10 protein-coding genes and 2 pseudogenes are annotated in these 13,897 nt (G+C 50.5%); 9 read left to right on the top strand and 3 right to left on the bottom strand.

Annotated elements, in window-relative coordinates; all coding sequences use genetic code 11:
- The first annotated feature begins 3 nt into the window (after window positions 1-3).
- From ACJHYR_RS09620 to ACJHYR_RS09635, 4 genes and pseudogenes are all read left to right on the top strand, one after another.
- Window positions 4-528 carry a fimbrial protein gene (locus ACJHYR_RS09620; protein ID WP_000199430.1) on the top strand — a complete coding sequence of 175 codons (525 nt, stop codon included), beginning with the start codon at window positions 4-6 and terminating at the stop codon, window positions 526-528.
- A pseudogene (locus tag ACJHYR_RS09625) lies at window positions 494-1,269 on the top strand (molecular chaperone). The gene ACJHYR_RS09620 and the pseudogene ACJHYR_RS09625 overlap by 35 nt, the downstream one beginning before the upstream one ends.
- Before the next feature lie 13 nt (window positions 1,270-1,282).
- Entirely contained in the window at window positions 1,283-2,413 is a 1,131-nt protein-coding gene (locus tag ACJHYR_RS09630; RefSeq protein WP_000959044.1) for a fimbrial protein, read from the top strand.
- A gap of 138 nt (window positions 2,414-2,551) precedes the next feature.
- Window positions 2,552-2,766 (top strand): annotated as a pseudogene (locus ACJHYR_RS09635) (hypothetical protein); the annotation flags it as partial.
- 153 nt (window positions 2,767-2,919) lie between these two features.
- Here the strand turns inward: ACJHYR_RS09635 and glpD are convergent.
- Window positions 2,920-4,425, bottom strand: a complete 1,506-nt coding sequence (gene glpD / locus ACJHYR_RS09640; protein ID WP_059327748.1) for a glycerol-3-phosphate dehydrogenase — start codon at window positions 4,423-4,425, stop codon at window positions 2,920-2,922.
- A gap of 189 nt (window positions 4,426-4,614) precedes the next feature.
- Between glpD and glpE the strand changes: the two genes are divergently transcribed.
- From glpE to ACJHYR_RS09655, 3 genes are read left to right on the top strand one after another with little or no spacing between them, the layout of a single operon-like run.
- Complete coding sequence (gene glpE / locus ACJHYR_RS09645) at window positions 4,615-4,941, top strand: thiosulfate sulfurtransferase GlpE (protein ID WP_000371928.1); 327 nt, start codon at window positions 4,615-4,617, stop codon at window positions 4,939-4,941.
- A gap of 44 nt (window positions 4,942-4,985) precedes the next feature.
- Window positions 4,986-5,816: a rhomboid family intramembrane serine protease GlpG gene (glpG, locus tag ACJHYR_RS09650; protein WP_000928723.1), complete on the top strand. Its 831-nt coding sequence runs from the start codon at window positions 4,986-4,988 to the stop codon at window positions 5,814-5,816.
- 16 nt (window positions 5,817-5,832) lie between these two features.
- Window positions 5,833-6,591 carry a DeoR/GlpR family transcriptional regulator gene (locus ACJHYR_RS09655; protein ID WP_000815099.1) on the top strand — a complete coding sequence of 253 codons (759 nt, stop codon included), beginning with the start codon at window positions 5,833-5,835 and terminating at the stop codon, window positions 6,589-6,591.
- Here ACJHYR_RS09655 and rtcR read toward each other — a convergent pair.
- Window positions 6,573-8,171: a DNA-binding transcriptional regulator RtcR gene (gene rtcR / locus ACJHYR_RS09660; protein ID WP_059327749.1), complete on the bottom strand. Its 1,599-nt coding sequence runs from the start codon at window positions 8,169-8,171 to the stop codon at window positions 6,573-6,575. The genes ACJHYR_RS09655 and rtcR overlap by 19 nt on opposite strands.
- Before the next feature lie 188 nt (window positions 8,172-8,359).
- Between rtcR and rtcB the strand changes: the two genes are divergently transcribed.
- Both rtcB and rtcA read left to right on the top strand, forming a co-directional pair.
- Entirely contained in the window at window positions 8,360-9,586 is a 1,227-nt protein-coding gene (gene rtcB / locus ACJHYR_RS09665; protein WP_001105467.1) for an RNA-splicing ligase RtcB, read from the top strand.
- A gap of 3 nt (window positions 9,587-9,589) precedes the next feature.
- Window positions 9,590-10,606, top strand: a complete 1,017-nt coding sequence (rtcA, locus tag ACJHYR_RS09670; RefSeq protein WP_001306323.1) for an RNA 3'-terminal phosphate cyclase — start codon at window positions 9,590-9,592, stop codon at window positions 10,604-10,606.
- A 42-nt stretch (window positions 10,607-10,648) separates the two neighbouring features.
- Here the strand turns inward: rtcA and malT are convergent, their stop codons facing one another.
- Complete coding sequence (gene malT, locus ACJHYR_RS09675; RefSeq protein WP_072837412.1) at window positions 10,649-13,354, bottom strand: HTH-type transcriptional regulator MalT; 2,706 nt, start codon at window positions 13,352-13,354, stop codon at window positions 10,649-10,651.
- Between the last annotated feature and the right edge of the window lie 543 nt (window positions 13,355-13,897).

Here is a 13,897-nt window from a genome sequence, read left to right on the forward strand (position 1 = left end):
AATATGACACGATATTGGAATTTAATTGCCCTATTATTCTCTGTGATATCTATGTCATCCATTGCTGATGATACAACACATACAGGTGTTGTACGTATAGAAGGAATCATAACGGCAAAGACTTGTATTGTTGCCGATGAATCTAAAAATTTCACAGTTAACATGCCTGATGTTCCCAGCTATATGGTGAGAAATTCAGGGAGTGTTACTGAAAAAATTGGTTTCTCTGTAAAGTTAACCCGTTGTGGCAGTGATGTCAGTCATGCCAATGTCACGTTTGATGGAATACCAGTTAGTGAAGACGCAGCCCTATATAAACTGGAAGAGGGCTCAGTCGATGGGTTAGCACTGGCTATTTTTGATAACAACAGACAAAGTATTAGTAATGGTATAAAGAGTACAAGTTATGCCCTTACACCATTGGTAGATAATACATTGCATTTCTTTGCTGCTTATAAAGCTATAAAAAATGATGTACAACCAGGAGATGCGAATGCATCAGTTTCCTTTATCGTCACTTATGATTAACGTGCTGATATGCATTTTAATATGTTGCACAAATGCGCAGGCAGGAGTTGTTGTTGGCGGTACTCGTTTTGTTTACCCAGAAAAGCAGTCATCAATTTCGGTCGAGCTTAAAAATACTGCCAGTAAAGATATGCTGGTTAAAATTTCCGTGACACCTGATGATGGACGTCAGTTAAAAGGGACACTGGAATCCCAGCCTTTACTTCCAGATAAGGCGTTTATTGCCACACCACCATTATTGGTACTTAAACAAGATAAAAATACCAAAATAAGAATCAATCGCGTGGGGGGCAGTTACCTATAGATCGTGAGAGTTTATTTATACTGAATATTGCAGCGTTACCTGCTCAGGAACAAAACTCACAGCTTAAGAATGAAAATCAACTCCAGGTGGCTGTACGTAATAGGATGAAAATATTTTACCGCCCAGAGACGTTATCAGGTAATCCACTTGACGCTTATCAACAGTTACGCTGGTCGCGAAAGAATGAAGCTGTCACCGTTTTTAACCCTACGCCCTGGTATGTGACACTCTATAATTTATCTATTGATGGTAAAAGCATAAATGGTGGCATGGTTGCACCGTTTAGTCATCGCCAACAGGATTGGTGTCAGCGGCAAGGATATTGTGAGATTAACTGGCAAACACTAGATCTTTACAATAATGCCTTACCCGTATGGAGCGTAAAATTAAATGTTTTACAAAATAATGTGATGAGTGCAGTAGCGATACATGGATAACTGGAGAAGCATGATGCTTACTTATTTTTGGGGAAATATAAAAGCAATTTGTATATTGTTTGTTCTTTTAGTCAGTAGCTGCTATAACATAGTATATGCTGAAGATATGGGACGGGATCGCGCCTTTTGTTATCCTGGTGCACCAGGTAATAATACTACTCCTGCGACATTTTCTTATAATTTTGGTACGGTAATTGTCTCAGATGTTAATAATAATTCGCCTGGGACAGTATTACCCTCGCAGGACTGGAAAATAGGGCATTATAAGGCTTATTGTAATTCTCTGGATGATTATGAGGTTTATTTTTCTGGTGTTTCTGGGATTGATCCGTCAGGAGCGTCTGGTGATCATCAGGGGAGCGATATATTTATTCCTTTGACTCATGAAATATCTGTCTCGACACATGTAAAGCTCTATAATAAAAATGGCACAATGACAGATAAGGCAGTACCTTTTGACAACTATAGCACCAATTATCCAGCAGACAGAAGTAAACCATCAAGTTGGGCCTCAGGAACAGAAGGTTATATAAAAATCAGACTTGATAAAAAAATAATATCCGATATATCAATAAATAACGTATTGCTGGTTTCTTTGTATGTCAGCCAGTTTCCAACAGAGCACGGACCAATTCCAGTATTTAATGCTTATATTGGCAACTTAAATATTGAAGTTCCACAAGGTTGCACAATTAATGAGGGAACTAGTTTTACCGTTAATATGCCGGATGTCTGGGCCAGCGAATTAAGTCGGGCTGGTGCTGGAGTGAAGCCCACGGGCGTTTCTCCAGTGGCAACCACTATTCCGATAAACTGTACGAACAAAGATATTGATGCCGTAATGACGCTGGTTTTTGATGGCAATATTTCATCAACGAGAGATGTTAATGGTCGGCAAAGCATTATTCAGGCGGAGGATAACCCCGACGTTGGTATTATGATTATGGATAGCCAACAGGAATCCGTAGACTTGAACGCTCTTGCTGCGCATGTTGGTGTGCCATTTAAGTTAGTTGAAAACCGGGCTGAGTCAGCTCAGACGGCAGATGTGACTTTTCTGTCTCTCCCTGTAAGTACCACAGGGCGACGCCCTGCTGCGGGTCGTTATAATGCCCTGGCTGTTTTGCGGGTGGAATACCAGTGATGTGTGAGTCAGTGCAGAATCGGATTAGCCCGTTTTTAGCCATCGGTAGGGTAAAGTTTGATGGAAAATATGGGTTATGTGCCGATGTATCCCACAATGAAATAACCCTCGAGGGAAAGGAATCAGCGCGATGAACAAATTCACGGTGTTTTGCTGCTAGGTGTGGTATTTCTCGGCTTTATTATTGTACCGTTCTTGATATGGCCGACGGTGGTTGCGCTGGCTGCTTGTATTATTACGCTGAGTTTTCTGGGGAGATACTGTTCTCTATCCCGCTCATGATCAGGCGTATTTCACTTCTGGAATTACAACTTTGGTTATCGGTTGTATATGCGCTTTGTCCATGCCGGATGCGACGTGAACGTCTTATTGGTCTACAAAATCATGCAAATTCAATATATTGCATAAACCACGTAGGCCTGATAAGCGTAGCGCATCAGGCAGTTTTTTTGTTTATCATCAGTCTCAGGTCAGATTGAAATCTGACCTGACCACCTTACGTTAAATCACGAAGCCAGCGATAACCTCTGCTGCGTATACTCCACTAGCCACTGACTCACACGAGATTGTTGATCCGCATTCAGCCACATGCCTTGTTTTGTGCGACGCCACAGGGCATCGTCGGCGCGACGGACCCATTCGTGATCCACCAGGTATTTCAGTTCCGCTTCGTAGAACTCATGACCGAAATCCTCCCCGAGGTCGCTTATCGCTCCCGCATTGCAGAGCAGCAGCTCGCTGTTGCTGCCGTAAGTGCGCGCGTAGTGACGTGCCAGCGATTCGGTCAGGAATGGGTAACGACGGCGCAGACGAGCTGCGTAATCGTCGCGGTCGCCTTCAATGGCACCACCCGGCAGCACGCTCTCTTTCGTCCATGCCGGGCCAATGCCCTGATAATACGGCGTCAGTTTTTCCAGCGCATGTTCCGCCAGTTTGCGGTAGGTGGTCAACTTACCGCCGAATACCGACAGCAGCGGCGCTTTGCCGTTTTCATCATGGATATCAAGGGTGTAATCACGAGTGATAGCCTGCGGCGAATCGGACTCATCATCACACAGCGGACGCACGCCGGAGTAGGTCCAGACGATATCGTCCCGGCTTAACTGCTTTTTAAAGTGCGTGTTATACACTTTCAGCAGGTAATTGATTTCACTCTCTTCAATTTTTACTGCTTTTGGATCACCTTTGTATTCCACATCGGTGGTGCCGATGATGGAAAACTCGTCCATCCACGGGATCACGAAGACAATACGTTTATCTTCGTTTTGCAGAATGTAGGCCTGCTTTTGTGTATGCACACGCGGCACCACAATATGGCTGCCTTTGATCAGGCGAATGCCATAAGGTGAGGGTAGATGCATCCCGTCGTCGAAGAACTGCTTCACCCACGGGCCGGTGGCGTTCACGAGGCCGCGCGCTTGCCAGCTATATTTTTTGCCGGTATCGATATCTTCCGCTTCCACAATCCACAGGCCGTTTTCGCGGCGAGCAGAAGTGGCACGAGTACGGGTAAGCACTTCACCGCCTTTACGCACCACCATCTGGGCGTTGGCGAGTACCAGACGGGCGTCGTCTACCCAACAGTCGGAATATTCGAATCCGCGCTTAATTTCCGGTTTTAACACTGAATTTGCGCCAAAACGCAAACCGGTTGATCCCGGTAGGCTGGTGCGTTTACCCAGATGATCGTACATAAACAGACCAATCCGAATCATCCACGCCGGGCGCAGATGCGGACGATGCGGCAGGCGAAAACGCATCGGGAAGGCGATATGCGGGGCCATTTTCAGTAGCACTTCACGTTCAGCCAGCGCCTCGCTGACCAGGCGGAATTCATAGTGCTCAAGGTAGCGCAGGCCACCGTGAATGAGTTTTGAACTGGCGGAAGAGGTCGCGCAAGCGAGATCCTGCGCCTCCAGCATCAGCACGGATAAACCGCGTCCAGCGGCGTCTGCCGCGATACCAGCACCATTGATGCCGCCACCTATCACAATCAGATCTTTGGTTTCCATGCTGCCCTCATTCACTTTCGTTAAAGCTCATAAATGTTCGTTATCGAACATATTAGCAAAGAATCGCGCTTTAGGTAACATTGAAAAAACATTTTAGAGTGATATGTATAACATTATGGCGTTTATCTTCCGCTTCGACGTAAACTGTGCGGTAAATTTGCCCACTTGTTTGTAAATAAAGAGAGACGCATGGATCAGTTCGAATGTATTAACGTTGCCGACGCGCACCAGAAGTTGCAGGAAAAAGAGGCGGTGCTGGTCGATATTCGCGATCCACAGAGTTTCGCAATGGGGCATGCGGTGCAGGCTTTCCATTTAACCAACGACACACTGGGCGCGTTTATGCGTGATAACGACTTTGACACTCCGGTGATGGTGATGTGTTACCACGGCAATAGCAGCAAAGGCGCGGCGCAGTATCTGCTGCAACAGGGCTACGATGTGGTCTATAGCATTGACGGCGGCTTTGAAGCCTGGCAGCGTCAGTTTCCTGCAGAGGTGGCGTACGGCGCGTAACGCTTTATACTGTCCCCTTTTGTGTGGAATAAGCGACAGCAACGATGTTGATGATTACCTCTTTTGCTAACCCCCGCGTGGCGCAGGCGTTTGTTGATTACATGGCGACGCAGGGTGTTATCCTCACGATTCAACAACATAACCAAAGCGATGTCTGGCTGGCGGATGAGTCCCAGGCCGAGCGCGTGCGGGCGGAGCTGGCGCGTTTTCTCGAAAACCCGGCAGATCCGCGTTATCTGGCGGCCAGCTGGCAGGCGGGCCATACCGGCAGTGGCCTGCATTATCGCCGTTATCCTTTCTTTGCTGCCTTGCGTGAACGCGCAGGTCCGGTAACCTGGGTGATGATGATCGCCTGCGTGGTGGTGTTTATTGCCATGCAAATTCTCGGCGATCAGGAAGTGATGTTATGGCTGGCCTGGCCATTCGACCCAACACTGAAATTTGAGTTCTGGCGTTACTTCACCCACGCGTTAATGCACTTCTCGCTGATGCATATCCTCTTTAACCTGCTCTGGTGGTGGTATCTCGGCGGTGCGGTGGAAAAACGCCTCGGTAGCGGTAAGCTAATTGTCATTACTCTCATTAGCGCCCTGTTAAGCGGCTATGTGCAGCAAAAATTCAGCGGGCCGTGGTTTGGCGGGCTTTCTGGCGTGGTGTATGCGCTGATGGGCTACGTCTGGCTACGTGGCGAACGCGATCCGCAAAGTGGCATTTACCTGCAACGTGGGTTAATTATCTTTGCGCTGATCTGGATTGTCGCCGGATGGTTTGATTTGTTTGGGATGTCGATGGCGAACGGAGCACACATCGCCGGGTTAGCCGTGGGTTTAGCGATGGCTTTTGTTGATTCGCTCAATGCGCGAAAACGAAAATAATTCCAGGGATTTATAAATGAAACAAACACAACGTCACAACGGTATAATCGAACTGGTTAAACAGCAGGGTTATGTCAGTACCGAGGAACTGGTGGAGCACTTCTCCGTCAGCCCGCAGACTATTCGCCGCGACCTCAACGAACTGGCGGAGCAAAACCTGATCCTGCGCCATCATGGCGGCGCGGCGCTGCCTTCCAGTTCGGTTAACACGCCGTGGCACGATCGCAAGGCCACCCAGACCGAAGAAAAAGAGCGCATCGCCCGCAAAGTGGCGGAGCAAATCCCCAACGGCTCGACGCTGTTTATCGATATCGGCACCACCCCGGAAGCGGTGGCGCACGCGCTGCTTAATCACAGCAATTTGCGCATTGTGACTAACAATCTCAACGTTGCTAACACGCTGATGGTAAAAGAGGATTTCCGTATTATTCTCGCCGGTGGCGAATTACGCAGCCGCGATGGCGGGATCATAGGCGAAGCGACGCTCGATTTTATCTCCCAGTTCCGCCTTGATTTCGGCATTCTGGGGATCAGCGGCATCGATAGCGACGGCTCGTTGCTGGAATTCGATTACCACGAAGTTCGCACCAAACGCGCTATTATTGAGAACTCGCGCCACGTTATGCTGGTTGTCGATCACTCGAAATTTGGCCGTAATGCGATGGTCAATATGGGGAGCATCAGCATGGTTGATGCTGTCTACACCGACGCCCCGCCGCCAGTAAGCGTCATGCAGGTGCTGACGGACCATCATATTCAACTGGAGCTGTGCTGATCCTGCAAGGCTTCCCACGTCAGACCAAAACGCGCCAGGTATTTGCGTAGCCGATCCGCGTCATTGACGCTGGCTTTGCCCTGGCGCGAAACGTCAAAAAGCTGGCGTCCGGCAGCAGAAAGTGACTTTGCCTGGCGGCAGATGGCTATTACGTGTTCCAGTTGCAGTCGATCAAAGAGGTCGATGTTTTCTGCCTCAGCGCCCAGCAACGCCGGAAGCGCGGAGGGGCGACTCTCCTGCCAGTTATAGCGCAGACGGTTTATCTCATCTTCTACGGTTTCCAGAGTAATGCGCCCGCTATCGGCAAAGGTTGCCATCCGCGTGACGCTGGCAGAAAGTTCTCGAAAGTTACCGCGCCATGTTGCCTGGGGAGATGTCGCAAAAGCCAGCCAGGCGCGCCGTGCTTCGGTGTTCAAACGCACGCTGTCGCCAGTAAGCGCGGCGTGGCGCTCCACTTCATAATCCAGGTTCGGTTCGATATCTTCCTGGCGCTGGCGCAGCCCCGGCAGGGTGAAGGTCCAGAGATTAATGCGTGCGTACAGGTCTTCGCGAAATTTGCCTTCGGCAACCAGCTGGCGCAAATCGCGCACCGTTCCGGCGATCAGCTGAAAATCACTGCTCACCTGGCGATCGCTGCCAAATGGGTAAAAGGTTTTCTCTTCAATGGCTTTCAGCAACATCGCCTGTTCGTCTGCGCCCAGTTCGCCAATCTCATCAAGAAATAACATCCCGCCGTTGGCGCTGCGTAATAATCCTTCCCGCGACTCCCGCGCCCCGGTAAACGCGCCTTTCACATGACCAAACAGCGTCGACATGGCGGTATCGCCACGCAGGGTGGCGCAGTTCACTTCCACAAACGCGCCGCTAAACTGATGCCGCGCCTGTTTCAATTCAAAGATGCGTCGCGCCAGAAATGACTTACCCGCCCCGGTCGGGCCGTTGAGCAGGATCGGTGCGCGGGATTTAATCGCCACTTTTTCGATCTGCTCAATCATGCGGTTGAAGTGGGGGTTACGCGTGGCAATGCCGGATTTGAGGAAATCGAGGGTTTGCTGGCGTTCCTCGGCAAAGCGGCTGGCGATGGCGTTATAACGGCTTAAATCGAGATCGATAATCGTCACTTCACCTGCGCCGCGCGGTTGTTCTTTTTTGCGCGGTGGTGAAGATTGTATCAACCGGGCGGGTAGATAACGCGCTTCTGCCAGCAGAAACCAGCAAATCTGCGCGACGTGGGTACCGGTGGTGATGTGAATTAAATAGTCTTCTTTTTCTGGCTGGAACGCGTAACCACGGGCGAAATCATGCAGGCAGGCGTAGACCTCTTCGAAATCCCACGGGTTATGCAGTTCTATCTCAACGCCCACCACTTCTGTTTCTGGCGAAACGCTGGCGATATCGCGTTTAAGCGTTTCAAATAGCGAGCGCGAGCGGGCGTCATGCAATAATTCCAGTCGATCGATGACCAACGATTCTTGCTGGCATAAACAAAGCGTCGGACGCCATTTCGACCAGCGCTGACTGCCGCGCCCGGCATAATCCAGCACCGTTCCGACAAAACCAAAAGCCACTGTTTTACGCATCTCTAGATATCCTTATAAAAGACGATATTTCATTATCGGTAAATTGGCTTTGCGGGAAATCTCCGTTTACGGACGTAAAGATTTAATCTATTAAAAACAATAAATTAAAAAATTAAGCTGCTTATTTAATTTTCTGGCACGACGGTTGCAATTATCAGGACAGCAAACAACGAAAAGAGAAAAACAAAATGAATTACGAATTACTGACCACTGAAAATGCCCCGGTAAAAATGTGGACCAAAGGCGTGCCGGTAGAGGCCGATGCGCGTCAGCAACTTATTAATACGGCGAAGATGCCGTTTATTTTCAAACATATTGCGGTAATGCCTGATGTACACCTGGGTAAAGGTTCCACCATTGGTAGCGTGATCCCAACCAAAGGGGCGATTATTCCGGCGGCGGTGGGCGTGGATATCGGTTGTGGAATGAACGCGCTGCGTACCGCGTTAACGGCGGCAGACCTGCCGGAAAACCTGGCGGAGCTGCGTCAGGCAATTGAAACTGCCGTGCCGCACGGGCGTACTACCGGGCGTTGTAAACGTGATAAAGGCGCATGGGAAAACCCGCCTGTTAACGTCGATGCGAAATGGGCTGAGCTTGAAGCCGGTTATCAGTGGTTAACGCAAAAATATCCCCGTTTCCTTAACACTAACAACTATAAACACCTGGGAACGCTGGGAACGGGTAACCACTTTATTGAAATCTGCCTTGATGAGTCGGACCAGGTGTGGATTATGCTGCACTCCGGTTCACGCGGAATCGGTAATGCCATCGGAACTTACTTTATCGATCTGGCGCAAAAAGAGATGCAGGAAACGCTTGAAACATTGCCGTCGCGTGATCTGGCGTACTTTATGGAAGGTACGGAATACTTTGATGATTACCTGAAAGCCGTGGCCTGGGCGCAGCTTTTTGCCAGCCTTAACCGCGATGCGATGATGGAAAACGTGGTAACGGCGTTGCAGAGCATTACGCAGAAAACGGTCAGACAGCCACAAACGCTGGCGATGGAAGAGATCAACTGTCACCACAACTATGTGCAAAAAGAACAGCACTTTGGTGAAGAGATCTACGTGACGCGTAAAGGCGCGGTGTCTGCGCGTGCTGGTCAATATGGAATTATTCCCGGTTCGATGGGGGCGAAGAGCTTTATCGTCCGTGGGCTGGGAAATGAAGAGTCGTTCTGTTCGTGCAGCCACGGTGCCGGGCGGGTTATGAGCCGTACTAAAGCGAAAAAAATGTTCAGCGTGGAAGATCAAATTCGTGCCACCGCGCATGTGGAATGCCGTAAAGATGCCGAAGTGATCGACGAAATCCCGATGGCGTATAAAGATATTGATGCGGTGATGGCGGCACAAAGCGATCTGGTGGAAGTTATCTATACCCTGCGTCAGGTGGTGTGCGTAAAAGGATAAATGATGAAAAGGATGATTGCGCTGGATGGCGCACAGGGCGAAGGCGGCGGGCAGATCCTGCGCTCGGCGCTGAGCCTGTCGATGATAACTGGCCAGCCATTTACCATCACTGACATTCGTGCCGGGCGGGCGAAACCGGGGCTGTTGCGCCAGCATCTGACCGCGGTTAAGGCGGCGACGGAAATTTGCCGAGCAACGGTGGAAGGCGCGGAGCTGAGGGCGCAGCGTCTGATCTTCCGGCCCGGCACCGTGCGCGGCGGCGATTACCGCTTTGCTATCGGAAGCGCCGGAAGCAGCACGCTGGTGCTGCAAACGGTGCTACCCGCGCTGTGGTTTGCTGATGGGCCTTCGCGTGTTGAAGTGAGCGGCGGCACCGATAACCCGTCGGCACCGCCTGCGGATTTTATCCGCCGGGTGCTGGAGCCGCTGCTGGCGAAAATGGGCATTCATCAGCAAACCACATTATTACGCCACGGTTTTTATCCTGCTGGAGGCGGGGTGGTGGCAACGGAAGTCTCGCCCGTGGCATTGTTTAACACCTTGCAACTTGGCGAGCGCGGGAACATTGTGCAGATGCGTGGAGAGGTGCTATTAGCTGGCGTGCCGAGGCATGTTGCTGAGCGTGAAATCGCTACGCTGGCGGGTAGTTTTTCCCTGCATGAGCAGAATATTCATAACCTGCCGCGTGACCAGGGGCCGGGTAATACCGTCTCGCTTGAAGTCGAAAGTGAAAATATCACCGAACGCTTTTTTGTCGTCGGTGAAAAGCGCATCAGTGCCGAAGTGGTCGCGGCACAGTTGGTGAAAGAGGTGAAACGCTACCTGGCAAGCCCGGCGGCGGTGGGGGAATATCTCGCCGACCAGCTGGTACTGCCGATGGCGCTGGCGGGCGCGGGAGAATTTACGGTCGCCCATCCCTCATGCCATCTGCTGACCAATATTGCGGTGGTGGAGCGTTTCTTGCCAGTGCGGTTTAGTCTGGTGGAGGCGGATGGCGTAACGCGGGTGAGCATTGAATGATATAAAGATGTAAGCCGGATCCGACGTATTATCCGGCTAAACTCACACTCCATATCCCATCATCTTCAGCAGTTTTTGCGCGTGCTGCACGGCAGCCTGACGGTGGGCGACGCCGAGTTTTTGGTACAGATTGCGGATATGCGTCTTGATGGTGGTTGCCGCCACTTCCAGTTCGCCTGCAATTTGTTCGTTGCTGTAACCGGAGTAAATCAGCCCCAGGACCTGCCATTCACGTTGGGTCAGCGGGCTGGTGCGGATCAGTTCTGGCACTTCCGGATGATTTAGCAGACGTTCAACGAAATTCTCATCGAAATGGGCGAATTTATGCCGATGATGTTGATTGATTTCTCGCAGAATACGCTGCGCACGATGCTGTTCCAGTTCCGGCAGCGTATTGAGTTGAATCAGCTGGCGCAGTTGTTGCGCCATCGCTTCGCCTTCGATGACAAAATGACTGATAAATCCGGTGCGATTCGCCAGTTTTAATGCGTCCAGCAACACACGCTGGGCGTCACTTTTACGTCCGGCCTGCCAGTACAGTTGATTAAGCAGCAACAGGTTACGGTTGAGATCGCTCATCAACCGCAGACTGCGGGCGTTTTCATTGAGTTCTTCGAGAACAATTTCTGCCGGTTCAAACTCGCCCAGCAAGATTTGTGCACGGGCAATGTTGCGCCATTGACCTTGCAGGAAGTGGTTGTTCGCAAACTCTGGTTTAGCCGTATGACGCAACCAGTTGGCAGCGGCGGCTTTATCGCCGGTCATTTGCCAGTAAATCACCCGGACTTTGTTGGCGTTAGAGATCCAGTCGCTGTGATATTTGCCATTTCCCAGCAGGTTTTCCAGACGGTTCAGCTGGCTACGGGCGTTATCTAAATCACCACGGGCCAGCGAGCATTGAATCAACATTGCCAGGCACTGAAGCTGTTGCTGTGGCTGATAAGACGACAAGACTTCAATCCCGCTACGCGCCGACGCTTCGGCTTCATCCAGCCGCGCCCAGGCCCATAACAGCTGCGCACGAATGCGCACCAGAAACTCATGCATTGGCAGCTGTTCCAGATGCTGCTCGTTGATCAGCTGGAACGCTTTTTCCTGCGTTTCCCACGCGGTTTGCAGGAACCCTTGGGCAAACAGAATTTCACTTTGCTGGATTAAACTCCATAAGGCGTAGTGCCAGACATCGTGCTGGCGCGCCATCTGTTCGGTTTGCTGCATTAACGCCAGTGAGCGGGTCAATTCGCCTTTGCAGTGCAATACTTCACCCAGCACTGAGGTTGCTACAATGCGGCTATAGAACCAGCCCGGAGGCAGTTCTTCCAGTGCCAGTTTTGCCAGCCGTTCCGCTTCATCCGGATTACCATCGTTAATCGCTACCTGGGCGCGCAGAGCGTTAAATTCTGCGTGCATGGTGCCTTCTCTGATGTCCTTGATTTCATGTTCAGCACGGGCTAGCAGGGTGTTAACTTCGCCGTAGCGATGTTGGCTTTGCATCAGCCACGCCTGCAATAACACTAACTGCGGATTTTCCAGCAAACTGTCCCACGGCAGGGCCTTAAGCGACTCTTCCAGCAGCGACAGTTCGCTATGGTTGAACAGACTCCAGGCGTGATTAAGCAGAATATCGCGCAGCATCAGCGCATCGCCTGCCGCCAACGCATGATGAATCGCTTCGCTGGGAAATCCCTGGGCCATCCAGCTTTCTGCGGCGGCACGGTGGATTTCCGGCAGCTCCGCCGCCAGTTCCCACTGGCAGCGCTGGCGCAGGAAGTTACCAAACAGCGGGTGATAGCAGAACCACTCGCCGGTATCATCCATCCGCTGTAAAAACAGCCCCTGACGCTCAATCTCTTCGAGGCGCATTTGCCCGTTTTCTTCGCCGGTCACACGGGGGATGAGTGCATCGTTCATTGAGCGCAAAATGGCGCTTTTCAACAGAAAATGGCGCGTTGCGAGATCGACGTTATCCAAAACCTCATCGACCAGATAATCCGAAAGATGGCTGGCATTGATTCCCGCCAGGCGGCGTGCCGACTTATGGGCTGAGTGGGTATTCTGCCGGGCGGAGAGGGCGATTAGCTGCAGTGCCGTCGCCCAACCGGAAACGTCATCACAAATCCGACTGCTTTCTGCGGCTTCAATCGGCGATGACAGACGGCAATCAAAAAACTGCTTCGCTTCCTGATGGGTAAATGCCAGTTGCTGACTGCCAATTTCCAGCAGTTGATCACGAACACGCAGATTGGCAATGCCCAGTTGCGGAAGGTTGCGTGACAACACCACCAGGGTGAGATTTTCTGGTTGATGGCGAATAAAGAAGCGCATTGACTCGTGGATCACTGGATTAGTGATCAGATGATAGTCATCGATGACCAGATAAAGTGGGCTATGCCATTCCGCCAGCTCAATGAAAAGCTGGGCGAAGAGTGACGTCAGACTGGCATATTGCCGTTTTTGCGCCATCGTCTCACATATCGCACAGTGACCGTTGGTTGCCTGCTGCACGGCGGCAATGAGATAGCTGGCGAAACGCTCTTGCTGGTTATCACCTTCATCCAGCGAGTACCAGCCGATATCGTTTTTGCCTGCCGCCCACTGGGAAATGAGCGTGGTCTTTCCGTAGCCCGCAGGACTTGTGATCAGCGCCAGCCGGAAGTTGTTCGCGCCGGAAAGTTTAGCCAGCAGGCGCTCACGAACCACGGTATGGTCGAGTCGAACCGGACGACTTAATTTTGACGGAATCAGCATAGTTAATCACTTCACTGTGGAAAATGAGGAAATATTATTTTTTTTGCGCTTCGTAATTAATGGTTATAAGGTCGGCCAGAAACCTTTCTAATGCAAGCGATGACGTTTTTTTATGTGTCTGAATTTGCACTCTGTCACAATTCCAAATCTTTATTAATGACTCACCTAAAACGACGCTGATACAGCGTGAATGCTGGGTTGTACGGTATTTCCCTTATGTTCATCAGATTCATTTAAGCAAGGGTTTCTTCTTCATTCCTGATGAAAGTGCTATCTAAAAAGATGATCTTAATAAATCTATTAAGAATGAGATGGAGCACACTGGATATTTTACTTATGAAACTGTTTCACTCCTTTACTTAATTTATAGAGTTACCTTCCGCTTTTTGAAAATACGCAACGGCCATTTTTTGCACTTAGATACAGATTTTCTGCGCTGTATGGCATTGATTTGCTGCTAATCCTGTGGTTTGCACTAGCTTTAAGTGGTCGAGATCACATTTCCTTGCTCATCCCCGCAACTCCTCCCTGCCTAATCCCCCG

The sequence above is a fragment of the Escherichia sp. WS1450 genome (assembly GCF_046487395.1).
Taxonomy (GTDB): domain Bacteria; phylum Pseudomonadota; class Gammaproteobacteria; order Enterobacterales; family Enterobacteriaceae; genus Escherichia; species Escherichia coli.